16 protein-coding genes are annotated in these 18,571 nt (G+C 71.4%); 6 read left to right on the forward strand and 10 right to left on the reverse strand.

The window, feature by feature from the left end:
- Positions 1-46 precede the first annotated feature (46 nt).
- Entirely contained in the window at positions 47-3,514 is a 3,468-nt protein-coding gene (locus ABIA38_RS26610; RefSeq protein ID WP_424641360.1) for a GH116 family glycosyl hydrolase, read from the forward strand.
- Between the two features lie 60 nt (positions 3,515-3,574).
- Here ABIA38_RS26610 and ABIA38_RS26615 read toward each other — a convergent pair whose 3' ends face one another.
- A complete protein-coding gene (locus tag ABIA38_RS26615; protein ID WP_424641361.1) occupies positions 3,575-4,327 on the reverse strand; it encodes a response regulator in 753 nt (250 codons plus the stop codon).
- Positions 4,324-5,544 carry a sensor histidine kinase gene (locus ABIA38_RS26620; protein WP_424641362.1) on the reverse strand — a complete coding sequence of 407 codons (1,221 nt, stop codon included), beginning with the start codon at positions 5,542-5,544 and terminating at the stop codon, positions 4,324-4,326. The genes ABIA38_RS26615 and ABIA38_RS26620 overlap by 4 nt, the downstream gene beginning before the upstream one ends.
- A 202-nt stretch (positions 5,545-5,746) precedes the next feature.
- On the opposite strand from ABIA38_RS26620, the gene ABIA38_RS26625 reads away from it, so the two are divergent.
- Both ABIA38_RS26625 and ABIA38_RS26630 read left to right on the forward strand, forming a co-directional pair.
- The gene (locus ABIA38_RS26625; protein WP_424641363.1) at positions 5,747-6,712 is read left to right on the forward strand and encodes an ABC transporter ATP-binding protein; all 966 of its coding nucleotides are present in this window, start codon (positions 5,747-5,749) and stop codon (positions 6,710-6,712) included.
- Positions 6,709-7,491, forward strand: coding sequence for an ABC transporter permease (locus ABIA38_RS26630; RefSeq protein ID WP_424641364.1), 783 nt, complete (start codon positions 6,709-6,711; stop codon positions 7,489-7,491). Before ABIA38_RS26625 ends, ABIA38_RS26630 begins: the two co-directional genes overlap by 4 nt.
- Positions 7,492-7,809: 318 nt before the next feature.
- Here ABIA38_RS26630 and ABIA38_RS26635 read toward each other — a convergent pair whose 3' ends face one another.
- The 4 genes from ABIA38_RS26635 to ABIA38_RS26650 form a co-directional block, all read right to left on the reverse strand.
- Positions 7,810-8,595: an ABC transporter permease gene (locus tag ABIA38_RS26635; RefSeq protein ID WP_424641365.1), complete on the reverse strand. Its 786-nt coding sequence runs from the start codon at positions 8,593-8,595 to the stop codon at positions 7,810-7,812.
- Positions 8,592-9,632 (reverse strand): ATP-binding cassette domain-containing protein, encoded by a 1,041-nt coding sequence (locus ABIA38_RS26640; protein WP_424641366.1) that lies wholly within the window; start codon positions 9,630-9,632, stop codon positions 8,592-8,594. The genes ABIA38_RS26635 and ABIA38_RS26640 overlap by 4 nt, the downstream gene beginning before the upstream one ends.
- A gap of 94 nt (positions 9,633-9,726) precedes the next feature.
- Positions 9,727-10,563: a DUF4097 family beta strand repeat-containing protein gene (locus ABIA38_RS26645; RefSeq protein ID WP_424641367.1), complete on the reverse strand. Its 837-nt coding sequence runs from the start codon at positions 10,561-10,563 to the stop codon at positions 9,727-9,729.
- 29 nt (positions 10,564-10,592) lie between these two features.
- Positions 10,593-11,177, reverse strand: coding sequence for a toxin-antitoxin system HicB family antitoxin (locus ABIA38_RS26650; protein ID WP_424641368.1), 585 nt, complete (start codon positions 11,175-11,177; stop codon positions 10,593-10,595).
- 187 nt (positions 11,178-11,364) lie between these two features.
- On the opposite strand from ABIA38_RS26650, the gene ABIA38_RS26655 reads away from it, so the two are divergent.
- Positions 11,365-12,450, forward strand: a complete 1,086-nt coding sequence (locus tag ABIA38_RS26655) for a hypothetical protein (RefSeq protein ID WP_424641369.1) — start codon at positions 11,365-11,367, stop codon at positions 12,448-12,450.
- Positions 12,451-12,533: 83 nt separating this feature from the next.
- Here ABIA38_RS26655 and ABIA38_RS26660 read toward each other — a convergent pair whose 3' ends face one another.
- Positions 12,534-13,040: a GNAT family N-acetyltransferase gene (locus ABIA38_RS26660; protein ID WP_424641370.1), complete on the reverse strand. Its 507-nt coding sequence runs from the start codon at positions 13,038-13,040 to the stop codon at positions 12,534-12,536.
- Positions 13,041-13,252: 212 nt separating this feature from the next.
- Here ABIA38_RS26660 and ABIA38_RS26665 point away from each other — a divergent pair, with 212 nt between their 5' ends.
- Complete coding sequence (locus ABIA38_RS26665; protein ID WP_424641371.1) at positions 13,253-13,933, forward strand: class I SAM-dependent DNA methyltransferase; 681 nt, start codon at positions 13,253-13,255, stop codon at positions 13,931-13,933.
- A 53-nt stretch (positions 13,934-13,986) separates the two neighbouring features.
- Here ABIA38_RS26665 and ABIA38_RS26670 read toward each other — a convergent pair whose 3' ends face one another.
- Genes ABIA38_RS26670 through ABIA38_RS26680 form a run of 3 tightly spaced genes read right to left on the reverse strand, consistent with a single transcriptional unit; the run spans position 13,987 to position 17,186 of the window.
- Positions 13,987-15,123, reverse strand: coding sequence for a hypothetical protein (locus tag ABIA38_RS26670; RefSeq protein ID WP_424641372.1), 1,137 nt, complete (start codon positions 15,121-15,123; stop codon positions 13,987-13,989).
- Positions 15,124-15,181: 58 nt separating this feature from the next.
- A complete protein-coding gene (locus ABIA38_RS26675) occupies positions 15,182-15,610 on the reverse strand; it encodes an OsmC family peroxiredoxin (RefSeq protein WP_424641373.1) in 429 nt (142 codons plus the stop codon).
- Positions 15,597-17,186: an MFS transporter gene (locus ABIA38_RS26680; RefSeq protein ID WP_424641374.1), complete on the reverse strand. Its 1,590-nt coding sequence runs from the start codon at positions 17,184-17,186 to the stop codon at positions 15,597-15,599. The genes ABIA38_RS26675 and ABIA38_RS26680 overlap by 14 nt, the downstream gene beginning before the upstream one ends.
- A 387-nt stretch (positions 17,187-17,573) precedes the next feature.
- Here ABIA38_RS26680 and ABIA38_RS26685 point away from each other — a divergent pair, with 387 nt between their 5' ends.
- Positions 17,574-18,458 carry a sigma-70 family RNA polymerase sigma factor gene (locus ABIA38_RS26685; protein WP_424641375.1) on the forward strand — a complete coding sequence of 295 codons (885 nt, stop codon included), beginning with the start codon at positions 17,574-17,576 and terminating at the stop codon, positions 18,456-18,458.
- Positions 18,459-18,571 lie beyond the last annotated feature (113 nt).

Raw genomic sequence — 18,571 nt, forward strand, 5'->3', positions numbered from 1 at the left:
ACCGGCGCACCACTCACCTCTCCGCTTGTCCTCCCGGAAGGTCCTCATGCGCAGACCCCCGTTCGGCTCCCTCCGCAGACCCGGCCACGCGAGCCGCCGATCCCGCACCGCCCTGCTCGCCGTCGCCGCGCTCACCGCGACCCTCGGCGGCACCCTCCAAGTCCCCACCGCAGCCGCCGAGTCCGCCGCCGCCCCGGCCTTCACCGCCGACTTCGAATCCGGCACACTCGGCAACTGGCGCGTCGCGGCCGGCTCGTTCGGCAACCTCGTCAGCAACCGTGCCACCTTCCACAACCGGCCCACCACGCCCTACAACAAGCAGGGCACGTGGTACCTCTCGACGCTGGAAAGCCCGACCGACACCCCGAACGACGGCTACACCGGCGTGGTCGTCTCGCCCGACTTCACCCTGTCCCGACCGGCCGTGTCGATGCTGGTCGGCGGCGGGAACAGCGCCGAGACCTACGTCGCGGTGTGCGCGTACGATCCGGCCGCCGAATACGGCTGCGGCGCCGAACTCGCGCGCACCCAGGGCGAGAACAGCGAAACCATGCGTTACCGCGTGCTCGACCTGAGCGCCTACGTCGGCAAGCGGGTGATGATCAAGGTGGTGGACGCCTCCACCGGCGGCTGGGGCCACATCACCGTCGACGACGTCCGCGCCAACGTCGCCCCCATGCCGCTCGGCGGAAAGGCCGAACGGCCGGACGCGGCCGGGGTGAACGTCGGCTGGACGAAGGTCGCCGACCGGGGAATCGCCGGCTACAACGTGTACCGCTCCACCGAGCCCGGCAAGGGCTACCAGCGACTGAACCGGGCACCGGTGACCGGCAGTTCGTACCGGGACACCACCGCCGCCGCGAACACCGCCTACTACTACGGCGTCGCCGCGGTCGACCCGAACGGCACCGAATCCGGCCGCAATATCGCCTACGCCCGCCCGTACGCCGACCTGCACGCCACCGGCAGCACCGTCTACAAGGGTGACCAACTCTCCGGCATCCGCTTCCCGGTCGGCCCGCTCGGCGCCGCCGGCATCGTGCACGACGGCACCGGCGCCCGCTCGCAGTGGTGGATCAACAATGCCAACGGCCGCCTTGCCAACGGCAGTTGGAACAACCTCCCGGAGGACTACACGGCCGGCGCGCTGCCGAACAGCTTCTTCGCGCTGCGCACCGAACAGGCCGGGAAGACCCCCGTCGTACGCGCGCTCCAGACCACCGGCGTGGGCCCCTTCCAGGGCGCCAAGGCACTCGAGTTCACCGGCGAATACCCCATCGCCACCTACCGGTTCCAGGACTCGACACTGCCCGTCCAGGTCAGCGAACGGGTCGAGAACCCGATGTTGCCCGGCGACACCCAGAACTCCGCGATCCCCACCGCGATCTACCGATTCACCGTCAAGAACACCTCCGACAAGCCACAGAAGATCTCCCTCCTCGCCACCCAGCAGAACGCGGTCGGCTGGAACGGCTACGACGCCGTCGGCGGCGCCGGCCAGAGCACCGCGCCCGGCTACGGGAACAACAAGAACACCGTCGACTCCGGCCGAACCCCCGGCCGCGGCCCGTGGACGAGCCTGCACCTGGGCGGCGCGGCCGGCGCGGGCAGCATGAACCTCACCGCGTTCGCCCCCGACACCACCGCCACCGCGGGCTGGACCGACCTGGCGAGCCTGCACGCCGGCTTCACCGCGTCGGGCACGCTCAACGGCCCCAGGGCCGCCGCCAGTCCGGCCGCGGACACCACGGTCAACGGCGCCCTGTCGGTCGGCCTGACGCTGCGCCCGGGCCAGTCCGCCGAGGTGCCGATCGCGCTCAGCTGGAACTTCCCGCAGGCCACCCACTACGACGGCCGCACCGGGGAGATGTACTCCAACTGGTGGGCCGACGCCGACCAGGTCACCCACCACGTCGACGCCAACTGGGACAAGCTCACCGCGCAGACCGCGCTCTACCACGACACCCTCTACGGCTCGAACCTGCCCACCTACGTCCTCGACCGGATGACCGCCGCCACCGCCGTACTGCACACACCCACCGTCTACTGGGCCAAGGACGGCTTCTTCGGCGCCCGCGAAGGTGTCGGGTGTTGTCCCGGGATGCCCACCCACGTCTTCCAATACGCCCAGGCGCAGGCCTGGTTGTGGCCCGAGGTCGGCCGACTGTGGACCCGCCAGTGGCTGGACAACCAACAGCCCGACGGGCGCATACCGCAACGCTTCAACAACGGCTGGGACTTCACCGGCAGTCAGGCGATCGACGGCCAGACCGGCGTGATCCTGTCCGCGTACCGCGCCCATCTGACCGCCAAGGACAACGCGTGGCTGGTCGCCAACTGGCCCAGGATCAAGAAGGCCATGGACTGGGTCGTGACCACCTACGACCCGCGGCACACCGGCGTGATGACCGGGGTGGGCGACACCACCCTGGACGGCGGGCAGAGCACCGACTCCTCCTGGCTCGGCTCGCTCTATCTCGCCTCACTTGACGCGAGTTCGAAGATGGCCGGCATCACCGGCGACCGGGCCGCGGCGAGCCTGTACGCGAGCATGTACAACGCCGGTCGGGTCACCCAGGAGAAGACCCTGTGGAACGGGCGCTGGTACACCGAGAACATGCGTCCCGGCGTGGCCGGCTACGGCAACGGCGTCGAGATCGACATGCTGCTCGGCCAGTGGTGGTCCACCCAACTGGGCCTCGGCGACATCTACGACAGCGCGCACACCGACCAGGCCGCCAAGGCCATCTACGACAACAACTTCAAGACCGACTTCCTCGGCGGCGGCAGCTCGACCCAGCCGTACTCGCTGACCCACGAGAACCGCAACTTCGTCGAGGACACCGGCGCCGGCACGGTGATGCTCACCTGGCCCGACGGGGACCGGCCCAAGCAGAGCGTGCTCTACTTCGACGAGACGATGTCCGGATTCGAGTACTCCGCCGCCGCGACGCTCATCCAGCGCGGACACGTGGACGAGGGACTGCGCATGGTCAAGGCGGTCTCCGACCGCTACGACGGCCGGGCGCGCACCCCGCAAACCGACCCGCAACTCGACTTCTCGGTCTGCGCGTTGGGCAATATGTCGGGCAATCCGTTCGGTGACGACGAGTGCGGCAAGTGGTACGGCCGGACGTTGTCGTCGTGGTCGCTGCTGAGCGCGCTGTCCGGCTACACCTACGACGGCCCGGCGGGCGTACTCGGCTTCGCGCCCAAGTACCGCCCGGAGGACCACCGTTCGTTCTTCACCGGCGCCGAGGGCTGGGGCTCGCTCGGCCAGTCCCGCGCCAACCACACCCAAACCGACCGGGTCGAGGTGGTCTCCGGGAAGCTCCAGCTGAAGACCCTGCGGCTGGTCACCGCGAGTCCGGCGAAGTCGGTCACCGTCAAGGTGGACGGGCATCCGATCCACGGCGCCAGGCTGCGCGTCGACGGCACGGCGGCGACCGTCACCCTGCCCGCCATGACGACCGTGCCCACCGGCGCGAAGATCGAGGTGCGACTGGGCCTCTGAACTCGACCGAGTCCGAATGCCACGCAGCGCCGCGCCCGGGGTTCCCCTCCGGGCGCGGCGCTACGTCGTCGGGCCCAACCCGGCGCGATACGCGGTGATCACCAGCTGCACCCGATCCCGCGCACCGAGCTTGGTGAGCAGGTGGCCGACGTGGGTCTTCGTGGTGCCCTCGGTGATGTGCAGATGCCGGGCGATCTCGGCATTGGTACGGCCCTGGGCGATCAGTACCAGCACCTCGTGTTCGCGCGCGGTGATCGCCCGCAGGGCGGCGGGCGGCGGTGGTGTGCGGGCCGCCGGCGGAGGTGCCGCCGCCCCCACCGGTCGGCCGGCGAACTCCGCGATCAGCCGCCTGGTCACACTCGGCGCCAGCAGTGCCTCGCCCGCCGCGACCACCCGGATCGCGCCGAGCAGGTCCTTTGGCGCGGTGTCCTTGAGCAGGAACCCGCTCGCGCCGCAGCGCAGCGCCTCGTAGATGTGCTCGTCCAGGTCGAACATGGTCAGGATCAACACCCGCACCCCCGGCGCGCCCGGCGGGCCGCCCGCGCCGGTGATCAGCCGGGTCGCCGCCAGGCCGTCCAGGTCCGGCATCCGGATGTCCATCAGCACCACGTCCGGCCGTTCCCGGCGGGCCAGTTCGACCGCGGCCGACCCGGTGCCCGCCTCGCCGACCACGGTGAACCCCGGCGCCACGTCGATGATGCCGCAAAAGCCCGCGCGCACCAGCGCCTGATCGTCGGCGACCAGCACCCGGACGTCGGGGCTCGTGCCGGTACCCGTGCCAGTGCCGGTGCCCGTGCCAGTGCCCGCGCTCATCCGACCGGCTCACTCAGCGGGAGTACCGCGGCCACCCGGAACCCGTGCCCCGGCAGCGGCCCCGCGCTGAACTCGCCGCCGTACAGCCCCACCCGCTCACGCATCCCGGCCAGCCCGTGTCCGTACGGCAGTTCGTCCGCCGACGGGCCGCCCGCGACGCAGCCCACGCCGGCATCGGTGATCTCGATCGCCAGCGCGTCCGCCCGGTAGTCGACGCTGACCCGCCCCTGCGCGGTGCGCGCGTGCCGGCCGATGTTGGTCAGCGCCTCCTGGACGATCCGGTACGCGGACAGCTCGATCCCGGGCGGCAGTTCGCGCCGACTGCCGCCGATGTCCAGGTCCACCCGCAGGCCGGCGGCGGCGGTCCGGTCGAGCAGGGCCGGCAGGTCGGCCAGGCCCGGCGCGGGCAGCCGCTCGGCCGGACCGTCGGCCCGCAGCACACCCAGCAGGCCGCGCATCTCCCGGATCGTCTCGCCGCTGACCCGGCGGATCGCCGCGAGCGCCTCCCGGGCTTCCTCCGGACGCTGATCGAGTACGTAACCGCCGTACCCGGCCTGCACGTTCACCACCCCCAGGCTGTGCGCGATCACGTCGTGCAACTCGCGCGCCAGCCGCAACCGCTCCTCGGCGAACTCGGACCGGGCCAGCTCGGCGTGGTGCTCGCGCAGCGCGGCAGCATACGCGCGGTGTCGGCCGATCGCGTAGCCGACCGCCCACGCGATGGCCACGAACAGCACCGCGAGGAGCGCATTGTGCCGCAACTCGGCCGACCCGAACAGCCACAACACCCCGCCGAGCATCCCCACCCCGAGCACCGGGACCCCGTTGGGCGGCGGATACTTCACGGCCGCACTGTAGGCCGCGGCCATCGCCACGAGCACCACGAACGGACCGCCCAGCGCGAGCGCGATGGTCACCTGCCCGGCCACGCCCACCACGACCGCCCAGGTCGCGACCACGATGCAGATCGCGAGCGCGGGCCGGAAGCGGCGCAGGATCATGGCACCGGCGAGCACGCCCACCGCGATCAGCGTCACCGTCAACTGGGCCGTCGACGGCTCGCCGTAGCCGCGCCGGTGCGGATCGTAGTGGTGGTAGGCGTCCAGGACTCGGTTCACCGCGATGGCCGTGCCGACCAGGGCGGCGACCACGTCCAGTGCGGCCCAGTGCCCGGCGCGCAGCCTCTTGGTCAGCGGGGGCAACGGCTCCGATCTCATGCCGTCGAGGGTATGCGGGTCGACCCGCGCCGCTCATCGCTCGGGAGACCTATGACCACGGTCGCACGCGCCCGCGAATCCGGTCCCGGCACCGGGACCACGGCCCGACGACGGCGCCGCGCCGAACCGAGACGGTGGGACACGTATCGCCGACGGCGCCGCATTCGGGTGCCGGGCGGCCGACGCGGAACCGGGAGCAGAGATGATCGAAGTACACGGGCTCACCAAGAGATACGGCGAGCGCGTGGCCGTGGACGACCTGACCTTCACGGTCGAACCGGGGCGGGTGACCGGGTTCCTCGGTCCCAACGGGGCGGGCAAGTCCACCACCATGCGGATGATCCTGGGCCTGGTCCGGCCCACGGCGGGCCACGCGTGGGTCGAGGGGCGGCCGTACCGTGCCTTCGACCGGCCGCTGCGCCGGGTCGGCGCGCTGTTGGACGCGGACGCGGTACCGGGCGGGCGCAGCGCGTACCACCACCTGGCGAGCATCGCCGCGAGCAACGACATCGCGCGTCGCCGGGTCGGCGAGGTACTGGACCGGACCGGTCTGACCGAGGTGGCGCGGCGGCGGGTGGGCGGTTTCTCGCTGGGCATGCGACAGCGGCTCGGGATCGCCGCCGCGCTGCTCGGCGAGCCGGGTGTGCTGCTGTTCGACGAGCCGGTCAACGGCCTGGATCCGGACGGTGTGCGGTGGATCCGGATGTTGCTGCGCGACCTGGCGGCGGAGGGGCGCACGGTGTTCGTGTCCAGCCACATGATGAGCGAGATGGCACTGACCGCGGACCACGTGATCGTGCTCGGACGGGGGCGGGTGATCGTGGATACCGAGATGGCCGAGTTCGTCCGGGACGGCTCGCGCGGCGACGTGCTGGTGCGCTCGCCGCAGGGCGATGCGCTGGCCCGGGTGCTGACCGGGGAGGGCGCGCAGGTGACGGTCGAGCCGGACGGCGCGCTCGCGGTCGCCGAGTTGGCGTTCACCCGGATCGGCGAGCTGGCCGCCGCGCACGGCCTGGTGATCCACGAACTGGCGGCCCGGCAGGGGTCGTTGGAGGAGGCGTACTTGCGGATCACCGAGCAGGAGGTGGTGCACCGGGCGGCGGGTGCGGGCGGCGCGGCCGGTGCTGCGGGTGCTGCGGGTGCCGCCGGCAAGGGGGTGGGTCGATGAAGGGGCTCCTGGTGCCGCGCGGCGTGCTGGCGGCGGAGTGGATCAAGTTGCGGACGTTGCGCTCGACGTATCTGACCGTGCTGCTGTCCGCACTCGCCGCGCTCGGGCTCGGCGCGTTCGACCTGGGCAATCTGGTCGCGGACTGGGACGGGATGTCGGCGGAGCGCCGGGCCGGGTTCGATCCGGTCCGGTTCGGGTTCAGCGGCGGCTACTACGTGGTGGTGCTCGCGGTGGGCACGCTCGGGGTGCTCACGGGCAGTTCGGAGTACGGGTCGGGGCTGATCCGGACCACGTTCACCGCCGTACCTCGGCGGCGCCGGGTGTTCACCGCCAAGGTCGCGGTGGTCGGCGCGGCCACGCTGCTGGTCGGCGAGGTGATCGCGTTCGCCACATTCTTCCTGGGACAGGCGATCCTGGCCGACAAGCACCTGAACGTCGGGCTCGGCGCGCCGCACGTGCTGCGCGCGGTCCTGACCGCCGGTGCGTTCGTCACGGTGATCGCGCTGATCGGGCTGGCCCTGGGCATCATCGTGCGGCATACGGCGGGCGCGATCGCGGCCCTGTTCGGCCTGTTCTTCGTCACCCCGATGCTCACCGAGGCGGCCGGCGACGGCGCCAAGCGGCGCACCCTCCAGGCCGCGTTCCAGGCGCTGAGCAGTACGACCGGTCCGCCTGCGGCCGACCGCCCGTCGACGGCGGGCGCGTGTGTGGTGTGCCTGGTCTGGCTGGGTGTGGCGCTGGCCGTGGCCGGGTGGGCGATCGAGCGCCGGGACGTGTGAGCGGAGGCGTCCTCGCCTCGACCCGGCCGCGAGCGTGGCCGTTGCGGTCCGGGTTCCCTGCCGGACTGCGGCGGCCACGCTCACGTGGGTGCGGCGGCACCTGTTCGGGGCTGGATCGGGGGCGTCCTGCCGAGCGGATCGGGTCGCGGCTTCCCGTGCGGATTGCCATGCGAGTCACGTTGCAGTGTGCCATGCAGCTCGCCATGCAAGTACCTGGTCAGAGTGCTTTTCGGTACTTCGATCCGGTACTTCGATCCGGTGCTTCGATTTGGTGTTTCGATTCGGTGCTTCGACTCGATGCTGCGAATGGGCTCGCCTTCAGAGCGCCTTGGTGAAGGTACGACGGGCCCAGACGTACCCGACCACGGCCAAGCCGACGCACCAGGCGAGGGCGATCGGCCCGTTGTTGCCGATCCCGGTGCCGACCAGCAGCCCGCGCAGGGTTTCGATGATCGGCGTGAACGGCTGGTACTCGGCGAACCAGCGCAGTCCGGTGGGCATCGAGTCCGTCGGGACGATGGCGCTGCCGAGGAAGGGCAGGAACATGAACGGCAACGGGACGTTGCTCGCCGTCTCCGGGTTCTTGGCGACCAGACCGATACCGGCCGCCAGCCAGGTGAGGCCGAAGGCCAACAGGGTGAGCAGACCGATCGCGGCCAGCCACTCGATCGGCGTGGCGTTCGGCCGGAAGCCCAGTGCGAGTGCGGTGCCGATCACCAGGGCCAGGCTGACCAGCGTCTGGAGCACGCTGCCCAGCACGTGTCCGGTCAGGAACGCGGCCCGGGAGATGGACATCGTGCGGAACCGGTTGACGATGCCCTCGGTCATGTCGACGCAGACCGCGATCGCGGTGGACACCGAGCCGGCGGTCGCGGTCATCAGGATGATCCCGGGCGCGACGTAGTCGATGTACTTGGTGTCGCCGGTGGGGGTGTTGCCGATGCCGGCGCCGAGGGCGTTGCCGAAGGCGTAGTTGAACAGCAGCAACATCATGATCGGCATCACGGCGACCGAGACGGTCACCGACGGATAGCGCAGCGCGTGTCGCAGATTGCGGCGCAACATCGTGGCCGAATCGGTGACCGCGTAGGACATGGTGCTCATCGCAGGGCTTCCTTTCGCGGGCTCGGCACCCGGTCGGCCGTCTGCGGCCGGCCGGTGAGGGTGAGGAAGACGTCGTCCAAGTCGGGGGTGTGCACGGTGAGTTCCTCGGCGGGGATCGACGCGTCGTCGAGCGCGTCGAGGATCGCGCGCAGTGTGGGGATGCCCGCGTCGCCGGGGATGCGCAGGGTCAGCGCCTCCTCGTCGCGCGTGGTGTCGCGGAACAGGTCGGCGGCGGCGTCGAGTCGGTGCTGATCGGCGAAACGGAGCCGGACGTGCGCGCCCGGGATGCGCCGCTTGAGCTCGTCGGCGGTGCCCTCGGCGATCAGTCGGCCGTGGTCGAGTACGGCGATCCGGTCGGCGAGTTGGTCGGCCTCGTCCAGGTATTGTGTGGTCAGCAGGATGGTCACGCCGTGGTCGGCGACCAGACCGCGGATGATCTCCCACATCACTCGCCGACTGCGCGGGTCGAGGCCGGTGGTCGGCTCGTCGAGGAAGATCACCCGGGGGTTGCCGACCAGGGTCATCGCCAGATCGAGCTTGCGCCGCATGCCGCCGGAGAAGGTGACCACGGTCTTGTTCGCGACGTCGGTGAGGTCGAAGCGCGCGAGCAGATCGTCGGCGCGGCGCCGACCCTCGATCCGGCCCAGGCGTTGCAGGTCCGCCATCAGGATCAGGTTCTCCCGGGCGGTGAGCAGGTTGTCCACGGCGGCGAACTGGCCGGTGACGCCGATCGATCGGCGTACCGCGTCGGCCTCGCGTACCAGGTCGTGCCCGGCGACCCGGGCCTCCCCGGCGTCCGCGGCGATCAGTGTGGACAGGATCTGCACGGTGGTGGTCTTGCCCGCGCCGTTGGGCCCGAGCAGCGCGAAGACGGTGCCCTCGGGGATGTCCAGGTCGACACCGTCCAGCACGAGCTTGTCGCCGTACGACTTGGACAACCCGACGGCGGAGATCGCGGACGCGCGGTGGCGGGTCGCGGCGGACTCGGAGGTCCGGGGGCTTCCGTGGGTTCCGGGGGTTTCGGAAGTCGAAGTCATGGCAGTCGTATCCCTTCGAGTCGTGGCTCTTTGATTCGGTTCGATTCGGTCGGATCCGGTTTGATCAGGTCCGACTGGGTCCGGTCCGATCCGGTCAGGCGCGGCGGATCACGATGTGGCCGAGGGCGGTGCGGGCGCGGACCTCGACGGTCTCCTCGGTGCGGTCGGGGCTTTCCGTCACGCCGAGCGTGTTGCGCACGCTGCCCATCCGGGTCTGCACGTCCAGCCAGGCCGCCGTGGACTCGCGGATGCCGACCTCGAGATCGCCCGCGCCGGTCCGCAGGTGCACCTGCCCTCGGGCCACCTCGTCGATCCGGATCGCGCCGTTGGCGCACTTGGCGTCGACGCCGGAGTGGGCGAGGCCGACGTCGATCCGGCCGTTGGACGAGGTGATCCGCAGGTCGCCGGCGACCTCGCCGATCGTGGTCTCGCCGTTGGCGTTCTTGACCGCCGCGGTGCCGCCGACGGTGCCGATCTCGATCCGGCCGGCGCCGGAGACCTCGGCGTCGCCGGCGACGTGGCCGATTTGGATCGCGCCGTGGTCGGTACGGGCGTACAGGGACTCGGCGATGTCGATCCGGATCACGCCGACGGAGGTCTTGAACCGGCAGGCGCCGAGCGGACCGACACAGGTGAAGTCGGCCACCGGGGTGCCGGCCCGGACGTCGGAGCCGGCCGGCAGCTCGACGACGACCTCGATCGAGCCGCTCCGGCCGAACAGGGAGCGCTCCTTGGGGCCCTTGACCAGCAGCCGGCCGTCGGCGCAGGTGACCGAGGTCCGCTGCGCCGCGCGTACGTCCAACTCGTCCGTGACGTCGGCGGGCAGTACCTCGACGACGGTGTCGGTGCGCTTGCTCGCGGTGATCCGGGCGGAGCCCATGTCGAACTCGACGGTGGCGGATATCGGCTCGGGGGTGGGGAAGGTGGGCATGGCGAGGCTGTCCTCTGACTGCGCGAGAGCTAAGGGGTCAAGGGGTATCGAGTGGTGCTCTGGTCGGGTATTCGGAATTCGGTGTGCGCGTCGAGCGCCGGGCCTCCGCCCCGGGGAGGCCTGGCGGTGCTGGTCGGGGTGTCGGCGGCGGCCACGGCGCGGACCAGCCAGGCGTTGACGGACAGGCCCTCCCGTGCGGCGGCCTCCTCGATCCGGGACTTGAGGTGGGCGGGCAGGCGGAAGTTGATCCGGGCCATGCCGCCGTCGTTGCCGGCCGCGGAGTACGGCGTGGCCGAGGGGCTCGACGGCGTGGGTGCGCCGCTCGGTGCCCGCTCACGTTCGTCCGGTGCCGCGTACTCGTCCTGGGGCGGCGGGGCCGTCACCACGAACTCGGGGTCGAGCCCCCGCAGCCGGATGTCCACCGAACCTGGCGCCAACTCGCCGGTGACCTCGGCCATGGCGGCGGACAGTGCGTTCAGCAACGTCAGTCGGGCGGCCGATTCCAGCGGGGCGGTGAGGCGTTCGACCAGGATCCGGGCCTCGGCGCCACCTGCCACCGCGGCGGCGGTGGCGAGCTCGCGACGGAGGTTGTCGACGTACGGCGTGAGGTCCATGACGCCATCATGGCACGAAGATGGCGTCATAGCGAGCCATTAGTGATGTCAGAATCACATCGCATCGCGCCATCTGGCGCGATCAAGCGCCATGGGGTGCCATTGCTGCGCCAATCCGACGGGGACCCTGCGATTAAGGTGATCATGGACGGGTGGCGTAGGACGTACGGCGAGGGGACACGGGGACGTGGCGATACGTGATCAACTGCGGGGCATCGGTGGGGCGATGGGCTCCGCGGCGGCGTCGGGGCGGACGGTGGTGGGGAGCCGGATCGGCGCCGGCCGGGCGAGCGTCGTGTCGGGGGATTGGGTACGGGTGACCCTGGACGCGCTGCCGGCGCCGGCCGTGCCGGCCACGGCGGCCTGGGAGTTCTCGCTGGGCGCCCTGGTGTGCCGGCACCCGAAGGTCCCGGCGCTCACCGCGCGACCGCTGCGCCTACTGGACGGCCTGGGCGCGGTGCGGTTCGGGCCGGACACGATCGGCTTCGACGGGGAGGACATCCCGTGGGAGAAGGTGGTCCGGCTGACCGTGCACGACGCCTTCGGTGCGATGACCACGGCCGCGCTCGACGCGGAGGTGGACCGGATCCGCGAGGTGCTGCCGCCGCTGCCGGGACGCAAGTGGGCGGTCACGAAGGTGGTCGAGGGCCTGCTCACGGTCGTCCTGGCATCGCTGGAACAGGCCGACGACCGCCGCCTCGACAGCGTGCCGGTGCCCTGCGAGATCACCTACCGAGGCCACCTGGGCCGGCAAAAGACGCTACGCGCAAGCCTGTTCGCCACGGCCCTGACGGCCCGCCAGACGGCGGTGGCGGACAGCCTGGTGGCCACGGCCCGAGCCAAGGGCGTGGCCGTGGTCACCGCGCCGGCCGACTCTTCAACGGCAGCCGAACGCACCACCGCCCTACGAGCCCGCACCGACACGATCGCAGCCAAACTCCGAGCCCAACGCGATCAGGCAGCCGAACTCGCGCCGGCGGAGGAGGAGAACCCGGCGCTGGACACCGAGGCAACGCCACCCGGCTCCGGGCCGGCCCCGGCCGCGCACCTCGCCGTGCCCGTCGGGGCGACCCAATCCACCGACACCACCCCACCGTCCGGCCCGACTTCGGCAACCCCCGGCGCACCGCCGGCCGGCCCGGCATCCCGCTCCGACGTCGGGCCGCCGATGGCACCGACATCGCCCGGCCGAACCGCCCCGACCCTGCCCCGCCCCTCCGGCCCGACCCACCCCAGCGACGCGACCGACCCAACCGACCCCTTCGCCTGCTGAACCCCCGCACCCGAACCGCACGCGCGCGCCGACCGGGAACGGGCCAAGCCACCGGCCGGGCCGCGCCCGGGAGGTCTCGGCACCTACCCGCGAGCCTCCATCCCGTACGGGCGCAAGCCCCTCGCGCGGTAGTTGAGGAGGGCGTTGGGGTGGTCCTGCGAGGAGGTGTGCAGCCAGACCCGGCGCACCGGCTCGGTCGGGGTGAGCGGAGTGGTGCGCCAGGCCTGGTCGAGGACCAGAGTCAGCGCGTGGCCGCCGAGGCCCTTGCCGACGTATTCCGGGAGCAGACCGAACGTGGCGATCTCCACGTTGCCACCGGGCTGGGGTTCGAGGTTGCCGACGCCGGCGGTATCCCCGTCGTGGGTGATCAGCCAGGACTCGAGCAGTGGGTGCTCGGTCCGAAATGCCGCCCACTCGGCCAGGGTTCGGGTCGTGCTGCGCCAGCCGTACGGCGCGCCGATCCGAGCCTGCAGGGCGTGGATCATCGGCGTCGGCGGATCCGCGCGGCGCAGCCCGAGCGCCGGGACGACGGGCGCGGGCCGGAGGTCGTCGCGGGAGGTCATCTCCAGGTACATCACGGTCTTACCCATCGCGCCAGACTACCCACGACGACCGACACACCCCCGATCGAGTCCGAGCCGGGGGCGGGCCGGCCCGGTGCTCAGTCGACCTCGTTCAACTTGCCCGTGGCGACGTCGAAGACGAAACCGCGGGCCTGGTCCTTGGGCACGATGAAGGCGTCGGCCCGACCGGGGTGGTACGAGCGCAGTGCTGTCGGTGGCGGTCGGTAGCGTGCTGCGGCGTGATCGAAGCCGAGTATCTGCGTGCCACCCGGACCTCCTACGACGCCATCGCCTCCGAATACGCCGACCGGGCCCGGCACGAACTCGCCGCCAAGCCACTGGACCGGGCCCAACTCGCCACCTTCGCCGAACTCGTGCGGGCTACCGGGGACGGCGGCGGGCCGGTCGCGGAGATCGGGTGTGGGCCCGGGCGGATCGCCGCCCATCTGCACGGGTTGGGCGTGCGGGTGTTCGGGATCGACCTGTCGCCGGAGATGGTTGCGCTCGCTCGGCGGGAGCACCCCGAGTTGCGCTTCGAGGTGGGCTCGATGACCGCGCTCGACCTGGCCGACGACAGCCTCGGTGGACTCGTCGCGTGGTATTCGATCATCCACGTCCCGGTCGAGGAACTGCCGGGCGTGTTCGCCGGGTTCGAGCGTGCCCTGGCCCCCGGCGGCTATCTGCTGCTCGCCTTCCAGGTCGGTGACGAACCACTGCGGCTGACCGAGGCGTTCGGGCACGCGGTGGCACTCGACTTCCATCGGCGACCACCCGAGCGGATCGCCGACCTGGTCACCGCGTCGGGGCCGGCCATGCAGGCCCGGACGATCCAGGAGCCCGTTCCCGGCGAGGGTGTGCGACCGACGCAGCACGCCTACCTGTTGGCCCGCAAGCCGCTTCCCAGCGCTCAGGCCACGTGACTGTCCCGCTCCCGACGGTAGTCGCCAGGCCCCGCGCCCAGTCGGCGCTTCGATCAGACGAACAGCAGTGCCAGGCGGTGTGGGTCGTCCTCCGGGGCCAGAACCAACACATGGCCCTCGGCGTTCGCGACGGCACCGACCACTGTCGGTCGACCCCAATCGGCATCAGCCAACCGCACCTCGCGTCCGCCGATCGTGTCGCGGAAGTGGCAGGCGTCCTCGGTGCCGATCCACAGCGCCGCCGGAGCGCCCCCGTCCGTACTTCCCGGCACCAACAACCCGCCGGCGTCCTCCGTTCGGAAGCGCAGCGCGTGTCGTCCCGGTGCGCGGATCGGCCACACCGAGAAGGGCTCGCCCGGCAGCCGACCCGCCGGTGTGGTGGTCCGGGTCCCGTCGGCGGCCAGGTGGATCGCGTCGACTCGCCCGTCCGCGGCGACCCCGTAGAGCAGCGCGCTGCCGTCGGAGTGCGCCTCGGCCAGTACCAGATGCGCCTCGTCGGCATCCCGGGTGACCGGCGTCTCCCGGACCACGCTCAGCGTGTCGGGCGCAAGGATACGCAGCCATGCCGGCCCGTCCGGGTCGGCGTCGACGGCGAGTACGGCCGGATGCGTCCCGTCGACGCACACCACGGCGTCCGCCGACTGCGGCAGTGGCAGCCGTACCGGACGCCGGAAGCGCAGCCGCGGCCCCTTCGGCCCGTGGTCCAGATCCACCGCCTGTACCCGGGACGGCTTGTCGGTATCGAAGACGTCGTCGACGTGCCAGAACGCCCGGTCGCCGACCCAGCCGACGAACTCGCCCGCGAACGCGGTGGTCCGGGGCGGCTCGGGCCAATCGCCGCGACCGCGCAACGGCAGTACCGTGTCGGGCTCCTGGTCCGAGCCGTCGAGAAGGAGCACCATCCGGACCCAGGGCGTCCCGTCCGGGCCGGCGCACAGTTCGGGAGTGGTCCCGGGCACGTTCTCGACCAGCGTCTCGCGAACCCCATCCGGGCCGATCGTGGCATAGAGGGCCTGCGGTTCGCCGTCGGCCGCGCGTCGGTGCAGGGCGACCACCACGGCGTCGCCCGCGCCGCCCCGGACGGCGCGGCACAGCAGGCCGCCCGCGTCCCACAGGGTGACCAGGTGCACGCCGGACGACGCGGCGGCCCGCCAGTCGAGCGGCGACGGCGAGGGAGTCGGTTCACGCATGCGGTCATCGTAGAGAACCGGTGCGCACCGCCGCCCCCGCCGCCGTCCGAGCGGGGACTCAGCCCAGCGAGGCCGTCAGGGTGATCTCCGTACCCGGCGAAAGCAGCCGCGAGATCGGGCAGTTCTGCTTGGTGACATCGGCGATCTTGAGGAACTCCGCCTCGTCGAGCCCGGCCGCCACGACCGCGGTCTCCAGGTCGATCCGGGTCACCGTCGGCGCGCCCTCGACCGCGACCAGGTGCACCTTGGCGGTGGTGTCCACCGACGTGGCCGGGAAGCCCGCGTCGCCCAGGCCCTTGGCCAGGGCCATCGAGTAGCAGCCCGCGAGCGCGGCGCCGATCAGTTCCTCGGGGTTGGTGCCCTCGCCCTCCTCGAAGCGGGACTTGAACGAATAGGCGCCCTGCAGGCCGCCCTTACCGGTACGAATGGTGCCGGCACCCTCCAGGATGGTGCCCTGCCACTGAGCGGTTGCGCTACGAATCGTCATGGTCCGATGCTAGCGCGTGACCAACCGGCAAATGGTTGGCCGACGCCTCCGACGCCTCCGACGCCTCCGACGCCGACCGTGCCGGACTCACGCCCGCACCCGCACCCGCACCCGCACCCGCCACCGTCGAACTCATCGACCCCTTCCCCCGAGGCATCAGCAACGCCGCGAACAGCAGCGCGACCGCCCCCAAGCAGGCCGCGGACAGGAACGCGTCGTGGTTGACCGCCAGTTGCGCCTCGCGGATCCGGTGTACGTTGCCACCGGCCGCCGCCATGTCGCCGGCGAAGCCGCTGTACGCGATCGTCGCCACCACCGCGAGCCCGAGCGCGCCGCCCGCCTCCTGGCTGGTGTTGATCAACCCGGCACCCATCCCCGCCTCCTCCTCGCCGATCCCGACGAACGCGGCGATCTGCAGCGTCACGAAGCACATTCCGCAACCCAGGCCCAACGCCACGAACGCGGGCAGCAGGTCGATCGCATAACTCCCGTCCAGCGGGGCCCGCCACAGCAGCAGCAGACCGACCGTGGTGATCCCAAGCCCGGCGATCAGTACGGGCCGCGCGGCCATTTTGGTGATCAGCCCCGACGCGACTCCGGCGCCGATCGCGACGCTCACGGCCAGCGGTACATATGCGAAGCCCGCCTTCAACGGCGAATAGTCGTAGACCTTCTGCATGAACAGACTGGCGAAGAAGAACATCGCGCCGAACATGCCGAACACCAGGATCGCGGACAGGTTCGCGGTACGCATCGTGCGCAGCCGGAACACCCGCAGCGGCAGGATCGGCGCCGCGGCCCGCGCCTCGATCGCGACGAAGGCGGCCAGCAGGACGAACACGCCGCTCAGGCTGCCGATGGTCCGGGCGGTGCCCCAGCCCACGGTGGTGGCCTCGCCGAGGGTGAAGATCAGCAGCAGCAGTCCACTCGTGAGGGTGATCGCGCCGGCCAGGTCGAACCGCCCCGCGCGCTCCTCGGCCACACTCTCCGGCAGTACCTTCGGCGCCAGGGCCGCGACGCCGAGACCGATCGGCACATTGATCCAGAAGATCCACTCCCAACCGGGCCCGTCGGCCAGGACACCACCCAGGATGACGCCCAGGATCGAGGCGATCCCGGCGAGCGAACCCCAGATGCCCAGCGCCTTGTTGCGCTCGGCGCCCTCGGGGAACGTGCTGGTCAGGATGGACAGCGCGGCCGGCGCGATCATCGACGAGCCGAGGCCCTGGAACCCGCGCGCGGTGATCAGCATCGTGCCGTTCTGAGCCAGGCCCGAGGCCAGCGACGCGAGCGCGAACACCACAAAACCGGCCTGGAGCAGTCGGCGTCGCCCGAAGGAGTCCGCAAGTCGCCCGCCGAGCAGCAGGAAGCCACCGAGCACGGTGCCGTACGCCGTGACGATGTAGTTCTGGCTGACCTCGGACATGTCCAGGCCGTCCTTGATCGACGGCAGGGCCAGGTTCACGATCGACACATCGAGGAACACCATGAACTGGCCCAGGCACAGGAAGGCCAGGATCGCGCCGGTGCCGACACCGGGTTTTGCTCGGCTCGCGGCCGAGTCGATGGCAGACATGACAAATCTCCTCAGGGCATGCGGAATGGGATGATCGGGCGCCGGCGGTGGGCGCGTTCGAGATGTCGAGATGTGCGGGCGGACGCCGGGAGTCCCGGGCCCGGCGGCAACCGAACCGATCGCGGCGTACGTTCCGCCCCGGTTCGCTCTCGTCCCCGCTTCGCCGCTTCGTCCCCGCCTCGTCACCGCCTTGACGGATCGGCGCACCCGAATGTGACAGCCGGCCCGTACCGATTTCCGCGGCCCGCCGCTCGCCGACCACCCTGCGCCCACGCTTCCCGGGCCTCGACCCACCCCGTGTCACATCGGCCGGGCCGGCTACGTCATGGCACCGAGGGTCGCGACGGGAACCGACGGACGCGACCGCCGGAGAACGAGGTGAAACCCATGAACGAGCGCGACTTCCTGGCCGAACGTTTCGAAGCGCACCGGGGCCATCTGTCGGCGGTGGCCTACCGGATGCTCGGCTCGCTGAGCGAGGCGGACGACGCCCTCCAGGAGACCTGGCTCAAACTCAGCCGCTCCGACCCGAACGCGGTGGACAACCTGGCCGGTTGGCTGACCACGGTGGTCGGTCGGGTGTGCCTGGACATGCTGCGCTCGCGTCGGTCGCGCGGCGAGGAGTCCCTGGACGCGCGGGTACACGTCCCCGACCCGATCGTCACCGCGATGTCGGGCGGCGATCCCGAACAGGAGGTGATGTTGGCCGACTCGGTCGGTCTTGCCCTGCTCGTGGTGCTCGAGACGTTGGCCCCCGCCGAGCGGTTGGCGTTCGTCCTGCACGACCTGTTCGCGGTGCCGTACGACGAGATCGCGCCGATCGTGGATCGAACCCCGGCTGCGGCGCGGCAGTTGGCCAGCCGGGCGCGGCGTCGGGTACAGGGCGCGGCGCCCGCGCCGGACGGCGACCTCGCGGTGCAGCGGGAGGTCGTCGACGCGTTCCTGGCCGCCGCGCGTGGCGGCGACTTCGACGCGCTGGTCGCGGTGCTGGACCCGGACGTGGTGGCCCGGGCCGACGGCGGCGCGCTGCGCCCGGGCGGTGTGGTGCGTGGTGCGGCGGAGGTGGCCGGAAACGCGCTCGCCTTCGCCCGGTTGGCCGATGTGGCACGACCGGCGTTGATCAACGGCACGGCGGGGGTGGTGTCGATCGTCGCCGGGCAGCCGATGTCGGTGCTCGCCTTCACCATCGCGCGGCGCCGGATCGTCACCATCGACATCCTGGCCGACCCGGAACGGCTGCGCCGCCTGGACCTGACCGTGTTGGCGAGCTGACGTGCGGTGACGTGGGCCGGCGCCGGGCGGTTTCGGTGCTCGGCCGGCCGGCCGGCCGTTCGGTGCGGTTTCGGTCCGGGGCTCGGGAAGATCGATATCCACCGTGCGGCTGG

Origin of the sequence: Embleya sp. AB8 (genome assembly GCF_049739465.1) — a bacterium.
Lineage (GTDB): Bacteria > Actinomycetota > Actinomycetes > Streptomycetales > Streptomycetaceae > Embleya.